Annotated in this window: 18 protein-coding genes; 10 read left to right on the top strand and 8 right to left on the bottom strand. The window is 34.2% G+C overall.

The window, feature by feature from the left end:
• The first annotated feature begins 76 nt into the window (after positions 1-76).
• The 10 genes from AC2DGP_RS03375 to AC2DGP_RS03330 all read left to right on the top strand — a co-directional run bounded on the left by AC2DGP_RS03375 (position 77) and on the right by AC2DGP_RS03330 (position 9,444).
• The gene (locus AC2DGP_RS03375) at positions 77-703 is read left to right on the top strand and encodes a DEAD/DEAH box helicase (protein ID WP_484491624.1); all 627 of its coding nucleotides are present in this window, start codon (positions 77-79) and stop codon (positions 701-703) included.
• Between the two features lie 404 nt (positions 704-1,107).
• Positions 1,108-2,715, top strand: a complete 1,608-nt coding sequence (locus tag AC2DGP_RS03370) for a phospholipase D-like domain-containing protein (RefSeq protein ID WP_484491623.1) — start codon at positions 1,108-1,110, stop codon at positions 2,713-2,715.
• Between the two features lie 27 nt (positions 2,716-2,742).
• Entirely contained in the window at positions 2,743-3,297 is a 555-nt protein-coding gene (locus AC2DGP_RS03365) for a hypothetical protein (RefSeq protein ID WP_484491622.1), read from the top strand.
• Entirely contained in the window at positions 3,290-4,882 is a 1,593-nt protein-coding gene (locus tag AC2DGP_RS03360) for a GMC oxidoreductase (protein WP_484491621.1), read from the top strand. Before AC2DGP_RS03365 ends, AC2DGP_RS03360 begins: the two co-directional genes overlap by 8 nt.
• Positions 4,883-4,894: 12 nt before the next feature.
• Positions 4,895-6,028, top strand: a complete 1,134-nt coding sequence (locus tag AC2DGP_RS03355) for a ferritin-like domain-containing protein (RefSeq protein ID WP_484491620.1) — start codon at positions 4,895-4,897, stop codon at positions 6,026-6,028.
• A 34-nt stretch (positions 6,029-6,062) separates the two neighbouring features.
• Entirely contained in the window at positions 6,063-6,464 is a 402-nt protein-coding gene (locus AC2DGP_RS03350; RefSeq protein WP_484491619.1) for a hypothetical protein, read from the top strand.
• A gap of 4 nt (positions 6,465-6,468) precedes the next feature.
• Complete coding sequence (locus AC2DGP_RS03345) at positions 6,469-7,953, top strand: Dyp-type peroxidase (protein ID WP_484491618.1); 1,485 nt, start codon at positions 6,469-6,471, stop codon at positions 7,951-7,953.
• A 1-nt stretch (position 7,954) separates the two neighbouring features.
• The gene (locus AC2DGP_RS03340) at positions 7,955-8,395 is read left to right on the top strand and encodes an SRPBCC family protein (RefSeq protein ID WP_484491617.1); all 441 of its coding nucleotides are present in this window, start codon (positions 7,955-7,957) and stop codon (positions 8,393-8,395) included.
• An 11-nt stretch (positions 8,396-8,406) separates the two neighbouring features.
• On the top strand, positions 8,407-8,853 hold the full coding sequence (locus AC2DGP_RS03335) for a cupin domain-containing protein (RefSeq protein WP_484491616.1): 447 nt from the start codon (positions 8,407-8,409) through the stop codon (positions 8,851-8,853).
• A 9-nt stretch (positions 8,854-8,862) separates the two neighbouring features.
• On the top strand, positions 8,863-9,444 hold the full coding sequence (locus AC2DGP_RS03330) for a TMEM175 family protein (RefSeq protein WP_484491615.1): 582 nt from the start codon (positions 8,863-8,865) through the stop codon (positions 9,442-9,444).
• Positions 9,445-9,520: 76 nt separating this feature from the next.
• Here the strand turns inward: AC2DGP_RS03330 and AC2DGP_RS03325 are convergent, their stop codons facing one another.
• The 8 genes from AC2DGP_RS03325 to AC2DGP_RS03290 all read right to left on the bottom strand — a co-directional run bounded on the left by AC2DGP_RS03325 (position 9,521) and on the right by AC2DGP_RS03290 (position 19,253).
• Positions 9,521-10,888 (bottom strand): alkaline phosphatase family protein, encoded by a 1,368-nt coding sequence (locus tag AC2DGP_RS03325; protein WP_484491614.1) that lies wholly within the window; start codon positions 10,886-10,888, stop codon positions 9,521-9,523.
• Positions 10,889-10,892: 4 nt separating this feature from the next.
• Complete coding sequence (eboE, locus tag AC2DGP_RS03320; protein ID WP_484491613.1) at positions 10,893-12,098, bottom strand: metabolite traffic protein EboE; 1,206 nt, start codon at positions 12,096-12,098, stop codon at positions 10,893-10,895.
• Entirely contained in the window at positions 12,095-13,279 is a 1,185-nt protein-coding gene (locus tag AC2DGP_RS03315; RefSeq protein ID WP_484491612.1) for a 3-dehydroquinate synthase, read from the bottom strand. The genes eboE and AC2DGP_RS03315 overlap by 4 nt, the downstream gene beginning before the upstream one ends.
• A gap of 48 nt (positions 13,280-13,327) precedes the next feature.
• On the bottom strand, positions 13,328-14,215 hold the full coding sequence (gene eboC, locus AC2DGP_RS03310; RefSeq protein ID WP_484491611.1) for a UbiA-like protein EboC: 888 nt from the start codon (positions 14,213-14,215) through the stop codon (positions 13,328-13,330).
• Between the two features lies 1 nt (position 14,216).
• Positions 14,217-15,122, bottom strand: coding sequence for a TatD family hydrolase (locus tag AC2DGP_RS03305; protein WP_484491610.1), 906 nt, complete (start codon positions 15,120-15,122; stop codon positions 14,217-14,219).
• A 10-nt stretch (positions 15,123-15,132) separates the two neighbouring features.
• Positions 15,133-15,972, bottom strand: a complete 840-nt coding sequence (locus tag AC2DGP_RS03300; RefSeq protein WP_484491609.1) for an EboA domain-containing protein — start codon at positions 15,970-15,972, stop codon at positions 15,133-15,135.
• A 299-nt stretch (positions 15,973-16,271) separates the two neighbouring features.
• The gene (locus AC2DGP_RS03295) at positions 16,272-17,444 is read right to left on the bottom strand and encodes a ferritin-like domain-containing protein (protein WP_484491608.1); all 1,173 of its coding nucleotides are present in this window, start codon (positions 17,442-17,444) and stop codon (positions 16,272-16,274) included.
• Positions 17,445-17,462: 18 nt separating this feature from the next.
• The gene (locus tag AC2DGP_RS03290; RefSeq protein WP_484491607.1) at positions 17,463-19,253 is read right to left on the bottom strand and encodes a hypothetical protein; all 1,791 of its coding nucleotides are present in this window, start codon (positions 19,251-19,253) and stop codon (positions 17,463-17,465) included.
• Positions 19,254-19,341 lie beyond the last annotated feature (88 nt).

Below are 19,341 nucleotides of genomic sequence, written 5' to 3'. Positions count from 1 at the left end.
CAGAATGCTCATATGTTATTTAAAAGCTAGATAGTATATCTTTGTTCTTTTAAAAATTACTCACAATATTTTGCCCATGTCAGCACTTCCAATGCCTTTTAAAAAGCTTCATACAACGATCAAAGAATTGTTAGAAAATTTAGAAATTTCGGAACCAACAAAATTTCAAATAAAAAGCATCCCTGTAATTAAAAGTGGTGCCAATGTTTTCTGCACTGGTCCTGCTGAATCAGGGAAAACAACTACTTTAATCCTAACTACCATGCACAAACTAAAATGTGAAGCGGTAGGTACAGCTCCTAGAGCAATTGTTATTGTTGAAAATAGAGACAAAGCAAATACGCTATATGACACCTTCTCAGCATATACAAGATACAATAGCTTGCGGGTATATTATGCGGATGAAAAATCTCATATAGACTTGTTGAAATCTGAAATTTTTGAAGGTGTAGATGTTCTTATTGCAACACCACAAACCTTAAACAAACTCTTATTGGCAAATGGAGTAAGTACATCTTCATTGATGTTGTTTAATATTGATGATGCAGACTTTCTTTCTCAACGCACTGCATTTTCAACCTTGCTCTCGATCACACCAAGCATCACGAAATGTCAATTTGTACTATATGCACAAAAAATGACACCAAAATTAAATTCACTCGATTCCTATTTTATGGAATATGCGAAAATTGTAAGCGTTTAAAAAAACAATTCTAAGTATATTAAATCCCATCTTTTTAGATGGGATTTTTTTTGATTAACATTTGTTAATCCATAGCTCTTTTCTATCCCAGTTTCTATTTGTAAAATTCTATAAAAACACAGCTAATTTACACTAGTTAGATATAGCTAGTAAAAAAACACTAACCATAACACACTAAAGCACTGAATTACATATATATAAAATAATAGCTAAATTTTAAAACCACTTAAATCAACCAACTATTTATTTTTAACAACTCCTAATATATACGGATAAGGAAATACCAATTTTATTGGGGATTGATTATCCTTTTTTAAGTTTTTAAAATTGTTACCCTTAAAGTAAAATAAGTAATACACCCATAATCGATATGATGGTATGCTTATAATCTTAAAAATAAAGTTATGAGATCAAGAAAAGAAATTAATGGGGTTTCAATGCACCTAATAAGTGGTACACATGTGGTATTACTTTGCTTGAACGTAAATACACAAGCTAGAGAAAACCTATTAGGATTTTATTTAAGTCGTAAAGACATTACTACTGGAAAAGTAAAAAAACTGACAGGAGTTAAAGAGTTTAAAAACAAAGGAAAAATTGATGACAAGGAATTAATTCAAGCATTTCTTTGGGGAGATTATACCGCAAAACCCAATACAACATATTCTTATTCGGCAAGGCCTGTGTACGGAAGTCCTGAAAAAATGGATAAAGGAGCTCCAATAGACATCAAAATATCTACAGAAAACCCTGACGAAGGTACTCATGGTGTTTTTTTTAATCGTGGAACTGTTGGACAAGCCTATGCAAGAAAGTTCAACAATCAAAGTCCAGATAAATTCCCCAATAATGAAGCTTATAAATGGCTATCACGTGGCTTAGAAGAAGCTATGCTTTCTTTTATTAACAATGCAAAAGATTCCAACTATGCTTTGCATGTCGCAGCCTATGAGTTTGACCACGTACCGGTAATCCAGGCCCTATCTGATGCTACAAAAAGAGGTGCTGAAGTAAAAATTATTTATGATCGCTCTAAACGAGGACCTTGGGAAAACACTGATAAAGCTGTAGCAAAAGTACCAGGTATTGAAAAGCACATGATTCCTAGGAGCTCAAATGCTTCTATAAAACATAATAAATTTATTGTTTTATTACACAAAGGAACACCCACTGAAGTTTGGATGGGCTCAACCAACTTTACGAGAGGAGGAATATTTGGTCAGTCTAACGTTGGACATATCGTTAGAGACAAAAAGATTGCGCAAGATTATTTTGATTACTGGACTCGGTTATCAAAGGATCCTCAAATGAAAGACATCAGACCAGAAAATCATGCTCACACACCTACTCCAACTTCTGAACTCAATCAAGGAATCACGCCAATATTTAGTCCAAGACCAGATTTAAGTATTTTAGATTGGTACGGTAATCAAATTAAGGATGCCAACGAATCTATCGGTTTTACAGCTGCATTTGGGGTAAACCAAGAGTTTGCTGAAATCATGAGTAAGGAAGATGAATCCTTACGTTACATTTTACTAGAACACCAGGGAAATACTTTTGACAAGTTTAAAGATACCTCCAATAATAGAATTGCCCTTGGTGCAGTTTTAAATAAAGAAGAAATTAAAGAAGAAGGTTTAAAAGGCTGGGAATCTGAACACTTAACAGGATTAAACGATCATGTTAAATACCTACACACCAAATATCTACTAGTTGACCCTCTAACAGATAACCCGACCTTAATTACGGGATCTGCAAACTTTTCAGAAGCCTCTACAAAAAATAATGATGAAAACATGATCATTATAAAAGGAGATACAAATGTCGTAGACATTTATTTGACTGAATTTGTGCGTTTGTTCAACCATTTTGAATTTAGAGATCAAATGGCAAATCAAGGTTTAGACGAATCTTTATTTAGTGACTATTTATTTGAATCCAATTCATGGACAGATATATATTTCAAGGAAGGGACTCAACATCATATGGAACGTGAATTATTCAGTTAATTAAAGATTTCTTCTAAATAAAAATTTATGAAAAAAACAAAGGAGCAGCAAATAGGTGGAGATGTCTGCAACGACAAACTAAAATCCGAATTAATATTCGCTGAAGGTCAACATCTTACTCACACCAACAAAGAAGCTTTATGGGAACTTTTTGAAGCAATTGGAAGCAATTGGTCCAACACCATCTACAACTCAAACAACCAACGGAGTTCTTGGTATGAAATGATCAAAGCAAAAACAGAAAATGCTCCAAATTATACCGGAGAGTACGTAAATGCATTATACGTAATAAATGAGTTAAAATCAATTTATGGTACTGAAGAAGCTTTTAAGAGATTATTTTTTGAGAGTGGTGTTGATAACGATTTACCTCCCACTACCAGATTGGCTCATTGTAAAATTTATGTTGTAAACGAATTTATCCGGATGCAGATCACAGCAGGTGGCTTTAAAAGTTGGGGGAATAAATATGGCGGAGAAAAAGGTAAAAACTATCATGGTTTTTTAAGCGGAACTCGCTACAACCGAGAATCAAAGGTAAGAGCATACCAACCAAAAAACAAAGATAACAACCATGAATGAAAATTTTGATTATATCATTGTGGGAGCCGGTGTTGCTGCTGCTACGATAGCCAAAGGATTGCTAGAACACAAACACGACACGTCCATTTTAATTCTTGAGGCTGGACCTGAAATTATTGCAAAAGATCGTCGTTTTTGGTGGGACTATATTACAAAAGGAGAACGACCTTACACGTATACTTATGATCAAAAATGGGAAGCAGAAAGCACAGGAAATATTGAGTATCAAACAGAAGGTGTTCGAGTAAAAGCATACGGTGGTTCTACTATGCACTGGGGAGCTTGGTGTCTAAGATTTAAGCCAGAAGATTTTAATCTTTTTTCTAATACCGGAGAAGGCGCCGATTGGCCAATTAATTATGAAGACCTTGAACATTATTACAATAAAGCCGAAGCGTATTTATCTGTATGTGGTGATGCTTCTGAAAATTGGTTTCCTAGATCAAAACCCTACCCTGTACCTCCATTTCTTTGGACTGCAGCAGATGGCGAAATGATAAAAGCCTGGGAACAACTCGATGTAACATACCAAGAAGGTGACCTAAACCCTGGAACAAAAGAAAAAATAAAATCGGGCAAAATGCCTATCGCAAGGTACAGAAAATGCATGACTACCGGAAGCTGTAAATACTGCCCTATTGGAGGAAGGTTTAGCGCTCAATATATACTTGATGATTTAAAAAACGATAAAAGATTTGTGAATTTTGAAGTCCGAACAAACGCTCCTGTTCATCAAATTAATGTAAAAAGTAAAAACACTATCGAGTCCGTTAGTTACACAAATAATCTGAACGGTGAGGAGATCACAGTGTATGGTAACAAAATAATAGTTGCATCTGGTGCTTATAACGTACCAAAATTATTGATGGCTTCGAAAAGTAAATACTGGACAGAAGGTATCGGAAACGATCATGATTTAGTAGGTAGATATGTGGTATCACATTCTATGTTAAATGTAGTGGGTAAGGCAAAATCAAACCCAAATGGTTGGTTTCAAGAATACGATTTCCCTACGCTAATGTCTCACAGTTACAACACTAAAGAACATCAGAAAAAAGGTAAAATTTTCATGTTTAAAAACAGAACTACACCAGATACAGATATTGCTCAACTAATGATTGATGGTAAATCAAGAGAAGAAATAGATCGAGTTGTATACGGTGAAATGAAAATCAATTTACAAGCTTTCCTAGAAGAAAAAGGTAAATTTTCAAATAGACTGATAGCTAAAGAAGGTACGGATCGTTTTGGCCTACCCCAAACATCAGTTCATTTTAGCAGAACTGAGGAGGAAACAAAAAATGCTAATGATCGGTTAAAACTACTAGAAGATGTTATCACTAAAATGGGGCTAGAAATCATCTCTTCAAAAGTAGATAAACCCGGAGGACATCACACAACGGGAACTGCTCGTATGGGAACTTCTCCAGAAAATAGTGTCACCGATAAATATATGAAAGTACACAATACAGATAATTTATTTATTTGTTCCAATGCTGCTTTCCCTACAGGATCCGCAGTTAACCCAACACTTACACTTACTGCCTTATCATTTAGGCTCGTAGAACATTTAATTAGTCAATAAACACTCAAATACATGATTGCAACACCCGAAATATATCAAAATTCCTTTCAAGAAAAAGCCTTTCGAACTAACAACATAAATGAATTAATAAATCATTCTAAATCCGTTGAAGACATTCATGAGGATAAATTATTTGTCTTAAAAGAATTATTAAATAGTGCGGTAATATTAGAATTTGCTACTATCCCTATCTACTTACAAGCCATGTGGTCTATCAAAGACAACAACTGTGAAGTAGCCAAATCCATCAGAAACATATTTCAAGAAGAAATGCTTCATATGGCAATGGTTTGTAATATGATTGTTGGAATTGGTGGAGAACCAAGAATTTATGATCCGAAATTTGGATTAAAATTTCCCTCAGGCTTACCAGGAGGGGTTCATCCTGATTTGTTTTTACATTTAGAAGGGTTGAGTGACCGTTCACTTAGAAACTTTATAGAAATTGAATTACCAGATGCCGTTGCGGACATCTATGATTACGAAACAGGCGAACTTGTAAAACTTTGCGGTTTATACAACGCTGATGGGACACCGGGAAAAGCTAACACCAATCATATTCACAACACCACAATAGGTCAACTATATGATCGAATTAATGAGCTTTTCCAAGAACTACAGCCAGAAATGGATGTGGAAAGACAATTAGCAGGGCCTTTATCATGGTGGGTAATGGCAGATGCAACAAGTGTATCTAAAGCAATTGACATGATTAAGGAACAAGGAGAAGGATCTGAAGATGTTGGTCCGGAAAGTACCGGAATGGATAATCTTGCTCATTTTTACAGATTCTGGGAGGTTTTTCAAGGCAAAAAAATAATTGAAGAAAACAACAAGTTTTATTTCAAAGAGGAGCTGCCTAGACCTGATGCCTATAAAACTGCCAGAATACCTGATGGTGGCTATCAAAAAGAAGATGTTGATGAAAAAGTATGGCACCTTATTAGAGAGTTTGATATAGCTTATACAGATTTAGTGAAATTACTTGAAAATGCTTGGGCTATCGGGGGACGTGGACAAGCGGCCTTGGTAAATGCTATCGAGGTTATGTTTAAACTAGAAAAATATGCAATTCCACTAATGCAAACACCTATACCTAATAACACTAAAGGAGAAACATACGGTCCTTGTTTTAGAATGTTATAATCCAAATAAAAAATAAAAACTCAAAAAATATATTATGGGAAGTTTTGTCGAAATCAATGACACATTACAACTAACAGAGGAACAAGGCTTCCCTGTTGAAATTTTTAACTTAGAGAAACACCAAGTCAACCCTGTCACACTGAAAGATGTGGAAGGTAGAATTTTCGAATTTAAAAATAAACCAAGTGCTCGTATTTTTCAAATAGATCCAGTTAGAGTTTATTTTGCTCATAACATCAATGGTAAGTGGTTGTTTTGGGGAAGAGTATTAATTCAATCTCAAAAGGTAGAAAAATCGCTAAATGACGATGGTTCTTGGACAGAAGGCTCATGGAAAACATCGGGAACCTATAAAATTCTAAATGTCTATAGTCCGGAGTATCAAAAAACATTTACTACAAATGAGGCACCTGACGACCGAAACTATTACAAATAGTCACATGTCAAACTGCCAAGAATCACAAAAATCAGTATTAAAATTAAGCCAAACTAATTTAGATATTGAAGATCCGGGACTAAAAGATGTTTTTGAGGATATTCAGGGAAATATTTTGAAAAGTCATGGTCGTGCCTATTCAAAGCATGTATTTTTAAAATTAGGCGATGACATTCATCGAAATAGAAAATTTTTAAACGCCTTAGCTCCCAAAATCACATCAGCATACACACAACATCAAACCTCAATTGATCACAAAGAAAACGGCAAAGAACACATTTTTACTGGTTTTTTGTTAAGTCATACCGCCTATAAAGCACTTGGAGTTGATGCAAAATACATCCCAGATGACAAAGCATTTGTGGCTGGGATGAAAGATACAGAATTTCAATATGACACTGGCCCTAAAGGAGTACATGCTAGAACAAAGAATCCATTAAACGATACGATAGAATCATGGGAAACAACATTCCAAAACAATATTGATCTATTAATCATTTATGGCTATGGAAGCTCTCAAACGAATGCTGTGATAGCAGATAACACTCTTTGCGATGAGGTAAAAAAACTAAAAGAGCTATTAGCGGGTACTGGTGAAATTCTTGGTGTTGAAAATGGCTATGTTTTAAAAAATAAAAATGATACCACTATAGAACACTTTGGTTTTGCAGATGGGGTTAGTAACCCTGTTTATTTCAAATCTGATATGGAGCGCTTACAGGAAGTTGACAAATACAACCCGACAGGTTCGTTTGGATTAGTAGCCACAGAAGACCCAGGAGGTGTATTCGCTGAAAGAAGTTACGGAAGCTATTTCGTTTACAGAAAACTTCAACAAAATATAAAAGGGTTTAAAGAGCAAGCCAAACAATTCTCAGACCTTTTATCAAAAGCAACAAATTCAAAAGTAAGTGAAGAGTTTGCCGCTGCATTAGCAATTGGAAGACATAAAAATGGAGCTCCTTTGGATGAAAACATTACCTCTGATACTGGTGAAATCCCCAATAATTTCAATTTCGCTAATGATACCCATGGATTCAAATGTCCATTTCAATCCCATATTAGAAAAACCAATCCTAGGGGTGATACGGCGGTACGAAATGGTGTTCCTATATTCAACGAAAGAAGCAAACGAATTACAAGAAGAGGTATCAGTTATGGAGACAAAAACCTGACCCCAGATAAAGAATGGACAGATGCAGGACTCCTTTTTCTTTCTTGTCAAAGCGATATTGAACAACAATTTTTGGTAACGCAAACCGGCTGGTCAGACAACCCTAATTTCCCTATTAAAGGAATTGGTACCGACCCAATAACATCCGGGCAGAACACAACGATTGACAATCAATCAAAACAATGGAAAATTAAAATCGGTGACAAGTTAATAGAATCCGAGTTTGGCTTTCAAGATTTAATCAAGGTACGTGGAGGTGAATATTTTTTCGCCCCTAGCCTTTCTTTTTTTAAAAACTTAATAAATAAAAAATAATATGACAGAAATTGGTTACAAAGATTGGCGCGTAGTACAATCTATCGAATTAGGAGCCTCTGCGGAGGAAATTTGGAATGTTATCGGTGGTTTTTTTACCATCCATGAATGGCATCCAGATATTACAGAATTAAATGTTTTAAAAGAACAAACAGAAACAAGGGAAATAAGAAGACTTTTAACATTTCCGGGGCAACCAAAAGCTATTGAAGAATTGGTAATGATGGATAATGAAAATTTCCATTACCGATACAAATGGCATGCTGGAGAATGGGGAGAAGCCATCCATAACTATTATTCAGATCTAAGAGTATTCGATATCAAAGGAGGAACCTCTATTGTGCAATGGGTTGCCACTTTTTACTACAAAGAAGATGCTATATCTGAGTTTTATCAAAATGGATTTGATGAATTATTGAAAAGATTTCCAATTAAAAAATAAAAATTTATATCATGAGCGAAACAAGAATATTAAAGCCGAACGAAGGAAAAACAACAAAGATTACAGGATTTGATGCTATCTACAAAACAGAAAAAAGTGTTACCGGTGAGTATTTAGATTATTTTGAATTGGTAGTACCTGCGAAACAAGGTGCCCCATTACATATTCACCATAAAAACGATGAAAGTTTACAAGTAACTGAAGGAACATTCACTTTTCAGGTTGACGAAACAGTTTATGATGCACCCGTAGGAACGTTCATTTATTTACCACGAGGTGTAGCTCACAAATTCACAAATGTTGGAGATACCGAAGGTCGTTTGATTGGTACATTTACCCCATCAGGAACATTTGACTTTTTCGATAAATTAACAGAAGTTGATTCTGATGACTTTGAAGAAATTCAAGCATATTCGAAAAAATATGGACACGAGGTTTTAGAGGTAGGAACTTATTAATTTTTCAAAATGACATCATCTAGACTAGAAGCTTTTAGTGATGGGGTAATAGCTATTATCATCACAATTATGGTTTTAGATTTAAAAGCACCCAATGAATATACTTTAGTTGGGTTTTATGAGGTTGTCCCTAAATTCATTGGGTATTTTGTGAGCTTTCTTTATGTAAGCATTTATTGGGTCAACCACCATCAACTCTTTAAAATTGTTGAAAAAATAGATGGTAAGGTATTGTGGGTAAATCTATTATTGCTTTTTTGGCTTTCTTTAATACCCTTTTCAACTAGTTGGATTGGTGAGGGAAACCACCATACAGATATTACTCCTGTATTACTCTATGGTTTTATTTTATTGATGAGCCAATTGTCATTTATGCTTTTAAGAAGTTACATTATTAAAATCCATGGTAAAGAATCGAAGGTGTCTGAAATGCTAAGTAAAAAAACAATAGATTTCAGTTGTGCCTTCGTTTGTTTGGCCGGTATATTTCTATCCTTTATGAATACATATATCTCTATGGGACTCTTCTTATCCGCAGGCTTTTTAAAGGTTCTTAAACTTAGGAATTTTTCGAAAAACTCCTTTGTATAATTCAAAAACAAACCACTCTAGTAGACTTTTTGACTTTAGAGTGGTTTTATCTTAACTCTTAATACTCCACAATTAATTAGTGAAATACACTAGAAAGTATTACATTTTTAACAGCTATCGCTTCAATAGTCTTATCATGATTATCTTCTGAAATAAGAATAGGCAGCTCATTCTTTGGTACATTTATCCTACCGTGTGACCCTTGAATCATCTCTCCTTTTAAAGGGATAAAATCAAATAAAACTCTGAATCCCATTTTTTTTAGTAATAATTTAGCTACTACTTGAAGTTTAACAGCCGTCTTATCTGTATCTAAAAACATCTCAACAGGATCATAGCCAGGCTTATCATGAATCGCAACCGTTCTAGCAAAATCAGGTGCCTGCTTATCATTTTTCCAATAATAATAGGTAAACCAAGAATTCTTTTTGGCTACTACCATAAAAGTCCCTGAACGTTCTTTATGCCATAATTTTCTTTGTACTTGTTCTTTTTTATTTAAAACTTCCTCCACCCCATCTATGTGAAGCAATAGTTGATACACTTTTTCCTCTACTTCCGGAGTACAATATACATGTGCAACTTGATGGTCTGCTACCGCAAAAGCCTGACTTGCACCTGCATCTAATAATTCTTTATTATTTTCAGTACGTACCTGCAACAATCCAGAATCACGGAGTACTCTATTCAAATGAATTGGAGAATCTACAGGAGAAATACCATATTCAGAAAGGACAATAGGCTTTACATTTTTCGATTCATAATACTGGATCAAATTTTTAAGCAGATCATCTATTTCCTTGATATCCTTTTTTACGTCATAAGAATCAGCTTTGTATTTTTGAAAGCAATAGTCCAAATGAGGCAAATAAATTAACTGTAAAGTAGGATTGTATTTTTCATGCACATATACTGAGGCATCTGCAATCCATTGACTTGATTTTATCGTTGTTCTGGGGCCCCAAAAATCAAACAAAGGAAAAACACCAAACTTATCCTGCAATTCATCCCTTAAACCAGTAGGAACACTATAGCAATCTGGCTTTTTCAAACCATTGGCCCAATATTGCGGTCTTGGTGTAACAGAATAATCTACAGATGAATACATATTATACCACCAAAACATATTAGCACAAGTAAAATTTTCATCCCTTTCTTTACCATCGTCCCACAAACTTGGTACTTCTACTATTTTATTAGATTGTTTCCAAAACTGAACTTCAGATTGTTCTTTGTTATACCATCCATTTCCAACAATTCCATGTTCCGACGGAGATTTACCTGTTAAATAAGTAGTTTGCATTGTACAAGTAACTGCAGGTAATACTGGAGTAATTGTAGCAACATTTTTTTCTTTTTTGCTCCATTTAGAAATAAAAAGACTGTTGTCCTCTAATATCTTTGAAGTTAGTCCAACTACGTTTATTACTACAGTTTGCTTCATCTAATTATTTAATTTGGTTCAAAACCCATTTCATTTCCCTTGTTACTGCTGATGTGATATCCGTTTGCATTTGATTAGGTAAAACATCCCAAGTATATGTTTCAATTTCTAGATGCTTTGTAAAAGACCTTAATTTCCACAACTGTAAAACTTCTATCAAGTCATCTTGTGTAGATTGCAATTTTTGATAATCTGCAAGAAATATTGGTACATGATAATGCGTTCTTAATTCCTCAAAACTCAATGAACTCATAGCTTCTATGGCTACATCTAAATCTGGAAATTTATGATACTCTCCGTCTTTTGACTTAATGATTGCTTGATGAAGGTAATTCGGTTCACAAAACTCCTGTAGGAACTTTTGTAACTCCAAGCTTGAATAAGCACCGTCCATATTACATTTCAAAGCAGAGCTTAATTGTAATTTTCCTATTTTAATTCGATGCGTTTCCATCATATTAACAACTTCCAACGGTTTTTCATAAGCCACAGCAGCATGACAAATATCAAAACACAATTGAACATGCTCTCGGATTGCTGATTCAGCTTCCGACTTTGTACACTTCACGAGATCCATTAACTGATTTACTCCTCTATCTATGAGGTAATCATTATAAAACTGAACAAACTCAATGGAGTTTTCTATAATTCCATCCGGCTCAGGTTCAATATCTAAATGCATAGACTTACCTGTTCTCAGCTTAATTTTCATTAAATGCTCCACTACCTCTATTATGGAGGTACAAGCCTGACTTTTAGCCATTTCTAATTCTAACTCAGAAGCATGCCAAAATTTATAGGATATGGGAGAAGTTGAGATCCCTCCTTCCATAGAATCTGGCAACAATTCTCCTAGAATATCGAACAGCTGCTTTGTATATTGCTTTCTCGTGTCATTTGTCCAATCCGGTGCATGAACCTGATCCTTTATCACTTCGTCATGAAAACTGCCAAACGGAAAACCATTCATTGTATATACATACAATTGGTTCAACGTTAGCCACTCTTTAAACTCCAATAAAACGGAAGGTTTACTCAATTCTACTGCAGCCAGGTTTGATAAACGCAGTCCAACTCCAAAAGCTCCTTGAGGCGAAATTCTATGTTTCACTTCTATCACATACGTTTTTAAATTATCAAATATTTCTTGCCATGTTTCACCGGCATGAATATTAGTGCAATAACTTAAATCTCCATTTCCTATTCTCATATACCTTGTAATTGTGATACAAACTGATCAATATAAGCAACTGATTGATGAAGTTTAGAATCCTCCATCTCATTAATTTCCTCTCCTATACCAATAGCTTTTAATAACATAATAGTTAGTTTCCCTCCTAAATGTTCTCTAAATTCTTCTAAACCTCTTAATAATTCAGGATTGATTTTTGAACGATCGTCAGAATTGAAAAGCAACAAAGGGTTCAATTCAAATTTTAATGAATGAAAACAACGTACTATCCTTAACAACTCTTCTTCCGATATAAAACCTTTAAAATATGAATAACAACTATCTAAAACGATACCTACAGCAACCGCTTCTCCATGGGTTAGCTCATAATTTGTTAAGTTTTCTAATTTATGAGCGGCCCAATGTCCAAAATCCAACGGTCTTGATGAACCTTGCTCAAAAGGGTCTCCTGCCGTTGCTATATGCTCTGTATGCAATTCGGCACATCTAAATATCAAATAATCAATAGCCCCTTTATCCCTTTTATTCAAAAGGCTAACATTAGATTCTATCCATTCAAAAAACAGGCTATCTTTAATCAAAGCAACCTTAATTGCTTCAGATATACCAGAGCGATAATCACGATCCGATAAACTATCTAAAAAACGAGCATCGTTAATTACAGCAAAAGGTGGTTGGAAAGTTCCCAAAAAGTTCTTTTTTTCAAAATAATTGAATGAATTCTTTACCCCAACTCCAGAGTCATTTTGTGATAATACTGTTGTCGGAATCCTAATCAAACGAACCCCTCTATGGGCAATGGCACTCGCAAACCCAACCATATCCAATACAGCTCCTCCTCCAACGGTGATGATAAAGGAATGTCGATCAATTTTTTGAGTGTTTAGTAATTCTAAAACACTTTCAACTGCTTGCCAGTTATTTTTAACAAGTTCTCCTCCATCTACAATTAAAGGTGTTACCTGTAAACTTATATTTTTATGATACGACTGAAAATACTTTTTTATCTTCTCTATTAAGTAACTATGATGAACAAACATCCCTCTGTCTAATACGACCACAACTTTGGCTGTACCTATACTTGGAACACTATTCAAAACATCTTTTAAAAAAGGGTTCTCTGTTCCGAAAACATCCTCTGTAAAAGAAATGTTATAATTGAATTTAACTTCAAAATTTTGTTGTATTACTTTATTCATATTTTACAAACCTAAATAATCATTCTACTCATTCTTATCTTCAACCTTCTAGGTTACTGCATAACGTTTTGCTATCAAAACAGACAAAGGCAATAAACATAAAAGCAATAATCCATGAATCGGATTCGCAAAACCAGCAACATAAATAGCATTGAGTGGAATTAAAGACAACACACCTGTCTTAACAGCCTTCATTATCTTTTCTGGAATATTATTTTTTATCGCCTTAATCTTTGCATTCAAGTTAATTCCATACCAAAATAATAAAAAAGGGATCGCTGCATAGGTATTTAAGTATCCTTTAAATATTAAAACTATAAAAAAACAGACAACAGAAGTGTCCAATAATATAGCTTTTAGAATGGCGTTTCTATTGTTTCCTTGTGCTTCTTTTTGACCAACCAAGGTAATGGCTCCAACAAATAGTAACGGCACAAAACCAATAAACCACATAGAGCTAACTACCCCAGGAATAATACTCATTCCTAACAATAGGTTTGTTGCTCTACATAATCCCATATTTATGGGACCTAATACAGCATGATGCTTGGCATATTTATCATAAGACAAAGCCAAAACAGCAGTAATAGCTGCTAAAACTCCACTAAAAACAGATACATTTAACGCACATATTATCCCCACTACAAACAAAACTACCCCAAAATAGATAGCCTCTTTTTTTGTAATAATACCTCTTGGTAATACTCGTTCTGGTCTATTTATTTTATCATCTTCAAAATCAAAAACATCGTTAAAAACAATTCCTCCACCATAAAGTCCAATCGTGGCAATCATCAAAAGCATACTTGAATTAAACAATGTTTGTTCAAAACCATTATTAAAAACTCCTGCAATTGCCAACCCAGCAACAATATCTGAAATGGCGGTGATGATATTTGCCGGACGAGCTAATTTTATAAAACTACCTAACCTCATGTTAGTTCTTGATAATATTAGAGTATGTTTTTTTTACAAACTCTTGTCCACGTAACACGGAATTCCCATTCAACAATTCCTGTTCTTCAATTTTCATTTCTGTAAGCCAATCAGCCTCATTAAATTGGCCACTTTGTCCATATACGTCTAAAGCATTTTGATAACATGTAAGGTGCATATCTTCTTTAGAAACACCTCTTTCTAACATTAGCGCAGCAGTCTTAGGAACTGCTAAAGGATCACTCACTCCCCAATCGGCAGAACTATCAACAATGATTCTTTCAGAACCATATTGTTTTACAACTTCCACCATTCTTTCGTTCCCCATTTTTGTATTAGGGTAAATAGTAAATGCAGCCCAATACCCACGATCCAAAACATCTTTTACTGTTTCTTCATTGTTATGATCTATCACTACCATGTTTGGAGCAACACCATGTTCTTTTATTACCTCCATACTCCTAAGAGTACCATTCTTTTTATCTCTGTGTGGTGTATGGACCATAATTGGAAGATTCAATTCTTTTGCCAATTCTATCTGCTGTCTAAAATATTTATCTTCAGCAGCAGTTTGATCATCATAACCAATTTCTCCAATGGCTACTACCCCTTCTTTAGCCGCATAGATCGGAAGTAACTCCATTACTTCTTCCGCCAAAGCCTCATTATTAGCCTCTTTAGAATTCAGTCCGATTGTACAATAATGTTTAATTCCGAATTGAGATGCCCTAAAACGTTCCCAATTGACTAAACTATTAAAGTAATCTTGAAAGGAACCTACCGATGTTCGCGGTTGTCCCATCCAAAAAGCGGGTTCAATAATAGCAACAATTCCTGCCGCTCTCATAGCCTCGTAATCATCTGTAGTACGAGAAACCATGTGTATATGTGGATCAATAAAATGCATTTGTAAAAGTTTAATTATATAGTGTAGTGTTTATGTATTCTTTTCCAATAGTATTCCAAAATTCTATTTCATAAATTTCAGATCCACTATTGATATTTAGTACTTTCGTGGCAGCATTCTTTTCTAAAACATCGCTTGAATTTTTAGCTTTTGTTAATGATGTTTTCATTTCGTCATTATTGGTCCCAATCATAAGTTGCCAAAGTTCTGGAGTAAATGTTCTACCTGCCGCCCAGCGTTCTTTAACATAATCATTAGCTACTAGTGCTAATTGCTTATTGTTACGTTGCTGTAAATTGTAAATTAAATATAAAGGGCGAAAATTAAATATCCCTTTTAGAACAAGTTGATTCCAGCTATTCTCAGACAAAAACGTTGCCGCAAACGGATTGTTATGTGCAATAGCATCGTATACCGTAATTACGTTACTTCGAATCCCCTCTTCTATAAAACTCGTAAAATCTTCTGCGTTTTCAAGGAAGTAAAGACTTTTATATAAATCTTCTTGTTCTTTATCACTTGCAGTATTCTCAAGTTTCTGAAGAATTGATTTATTGTTTTCTATTTTTAAACGCGACATCATCACCGCTCTTGATAAAGAGTGTGTGTTCCATTGTTCACCACAGAAAGAAGGATAAATAACATCCAACTCTTTAAGTTCTTTTTCTGTATAAGCAACAGCTTCTTTTGTAATAAATCTTTGCACTAAACTATAAGACAATAAAAATTTATTTCCAGTTGTATCTTTATCAATTTTATGAAGACTTGAATCTAACCATTCCTCTTCTTTTTGAGGTAAATGATTCCTTAATATTTTTTCTAGAAACACTCCTTTATTAATTCCCGACATATTCCTTTCTTTCTTGATATTATTTGCCTGCAGTTTGTTTTAATTCAATTAAAATAACCACTGCAACCGTTTCTAAAATTACTTTCTTATTATTAGATAATCAAATGCTTTTCAAAATAAATCTATAACTTATTATTTCATCACGCTAATCCTTTATTTTATAAGGATATACTATTGCTTAATCGTTTAAGCAAATTATACATTCATCTCTAAACCCTATTAAAAATCCGATAACAAACATGCTATCGGACTAATAACTAACAAAAGTCTAATTCTGTTTAACAAATATCATGCTAAAATCATGATACTCGCTCTAAATCAACTTTTAGTGAGGCTTTTTCATTTTCCGTTAAATCTTGAGAAACGACATACTCATAGCTTGGTCCTGCCACAAACCCAGGATTATTAGGATCAGGCAAAGCCATTAGTTTTAATGCATACAAGCGCAATGCATACATAGATCCCATGGCATTACTTAACTTCTCTGGAGCCCCATTAAACGTATCATGTAAACCGTTTAATAAATTGGTATAATTATAATTAAATAATTTACTGTTCAAGTACGCCAATGATGAAACGGAATAATTACTCGTTTTAGGATTTTCAGTCATATTTGGTACTTCATTTTCATAAAAAGGAATGGTTTCACCTGAGTAAGAATATCCCACTTTAGCATTACTATCTTTTACTAATTCTTTTCCTGCAAAAATTTCGGCAAATCTGTAATAATGAGCGGGCTCACTTGGTGTATCTCCATCATTATCGGTATCTACAAAAGGATCAGTCGCACTACCCTCACCTTGATCTACAATAATTTCAATGGCTCTTTTAGCACTCGCTAAATCTGTTATCGCAAAAAGCTCAGATTCAGGAAACCAATTAGGGTTTACAACTTGCTTAGTCACATCACCTTTAAAAATCGTATCTCCTTTTAATTGAGCAATAATTTCATAGATCTCCAATAATAAGGTGATATACTCATAATACTCACCAATAGTCAAAGAATCTTTCTTTTCTAATATAACAACTCTTGCTTCTAGCTGTGATTTTAAATTAGTAGCTCCCTCTAAATTATTTGCTTTTAATTTAATATCGATAGGATTTTCAGGCTCTTCGATAACCATAAAAACATTTTTAACCAAATTCTTAGAAAATTTTGCAATTGGTACAATTAAACCTGTTTCAACACCTCCTGGCAAAGGACCGGGATAGTTTGGAACAAATTCTGGTTTATTCAAAACAGGCTCGCCTTTTATGGCATTCAATAAGTTACATGCGATAGTTAAGTGAAGCATTTCTTCAATAACAACGGAATGAATTAACCCAGCTATTTTAGTGTTTTTTGTATTCGCTAGAGAAAACATTGCAGTTAAATATGGTGGAATTGTAGCATGTTCTAACTCAATTGCTGTTTGAATTGCACCTTTTAATTTCTCAAGTGAATCTATCTTTTTGTTTTTTAGTAAAATCATAATATTCTATAAGTTTTTCTAATTTGTTTCCATAGTTTCGTTCTTCTTCTTTTCACTTAGAACACTGTCTAAATAGTTTAGAATCATCTGTTGTTTGTCTCTAGACAAATCCCTTGTTACCGGCATATAGTTTGGATCAGATACTTCTTTGCCAAAAACAAATTTTAGAATTTCAGCATGTTCATCGACTACCTCTTGATTTGATAATTTGAATACTCCTCTTGACATAATTGGATACAAATTTGAGTATTGTTGCATTGTTGGCTGTAAATCAGCCCAAGTAGGATTCTTTACAACAGCAGCATCTACATTATCAAAAACCATAATACTGATAAAGTTTATCGGATTACAATCTGCAAAAAATTCACCTTCTAAACTATAATTCAACGCATACAACTGACCATCAATAAACGCTCTTGGATTCCCTGGATCCGAAGCATTTAATTTGACCTCCGCGATACCTTTGGAATCTGTCTCTGTGGCTGCCGTAAAACTTAAAGCATTCTTAGGAACTCCCAAAATTGGATTATTGGCACCTTGCAATAAATTTGTAGTATCATCATTCAACACAATAGCACTATTCTTTAATGGCTTACCATATTGAGTCGCATAAAATTTAACCGTTGCTTCATCATTCGGGTTCATCCTAAAAACATAGGTATCTGCAACCACATAATTTTTCTTCTCTTCCAGCATCGGCGTTACCGTTTGTTTCAAGCTTAAACTACTTGTTTGGGTAGAGGAATAATCTAAAATCACCAATGGATTATTTTGAATCAAGACTAAATTTTCAGGAGATAGTTGAAATGTACAAATTCCCGAATCTTGTTCGTACCAGACTGGATCAGTATAATTTACTGCACCTAAAAACACATAATTCGGATCCTCTTTTGTTCCGTTATTAATTGCTAATGTCATGGTCGCTGTTTCAACAATACCTACATTGGCAGTAGCTATCTGTTCTGCTTTTCCTTCAGTATCTATTATCTGAACAGGTGCTTCTGGCGCAATTCCAAATTGCAAGGAATTCGATAAATTCAAAACAACTTGGCTTAATTTTTCATCCACTATCGCCATTGCATAATTAACTGTTGGAATACTTGGAAACAACTGTCTTCCTTGAATATGATGAATTGGTTCATCATCAAAAACAGGTCCGATACTCCCCACCATTCTACCAAGTGTAAATTCTGGAGAGGTATGATCTCCATTATATCTATCCACGGTAAATTGTATTGACAACTTTTCTTTACTTGTTTGCATTAACTCTTTTAAATACCTAGAACCAGAGGTTTCAATATTTTTCCAATCTAAATTTTTCAATTGAGATTGATAAGTTGCAGCTGCCGCTGCATCACGAGATTTATCTGTAGACCTATTAAACCAAATATTGGTAAAAGCTGCTACATCGTAATCACCTGAAAGATAAACTTGATCGCCTTTTCCAATACGAACGATCAATCCCCATATTTCTGAAACCATTTGCTGCTGTGAATCCAAATCCACCATTTTTCCAGCAACCCTTGAATCAGTATCCATAATATTCATACCGATAATGGGATCCTTTTTAGGATCTTTAGTACTAGTTCCGTCTAAATAGGTAACACTTTGAATTTTCAGATCTATTAATCTAAAGTTACCTGTACCTGTTGGGTTCCACCAACCATTGGCATTTTTTTCATCTTGAAATTCTTGATAACTCGACTGAAATGTGGCATTATTGAAATGATTAGGATCATTGTTTACCGTGGATACATCCGACTGAAACCTTCCTGAAAAGGTGAGCCTAGGGCTTTGTAAATAAGACATTTTATTTTTTTTAGTTGATTATTTATTCAATCATTATGAGTACAAACATTTTGATTAAATTTAGTATCAATATTAAAGATTTCGAGAA

This window comes from Flavicella sp. IMCC45537 (genome assembly GCF_057197705.1).
The sequence above is the reverse complement of the archived record's forward strand: the minus strand, read 5'-3'. Positions and strand labels throughout refer to the sequence as shown.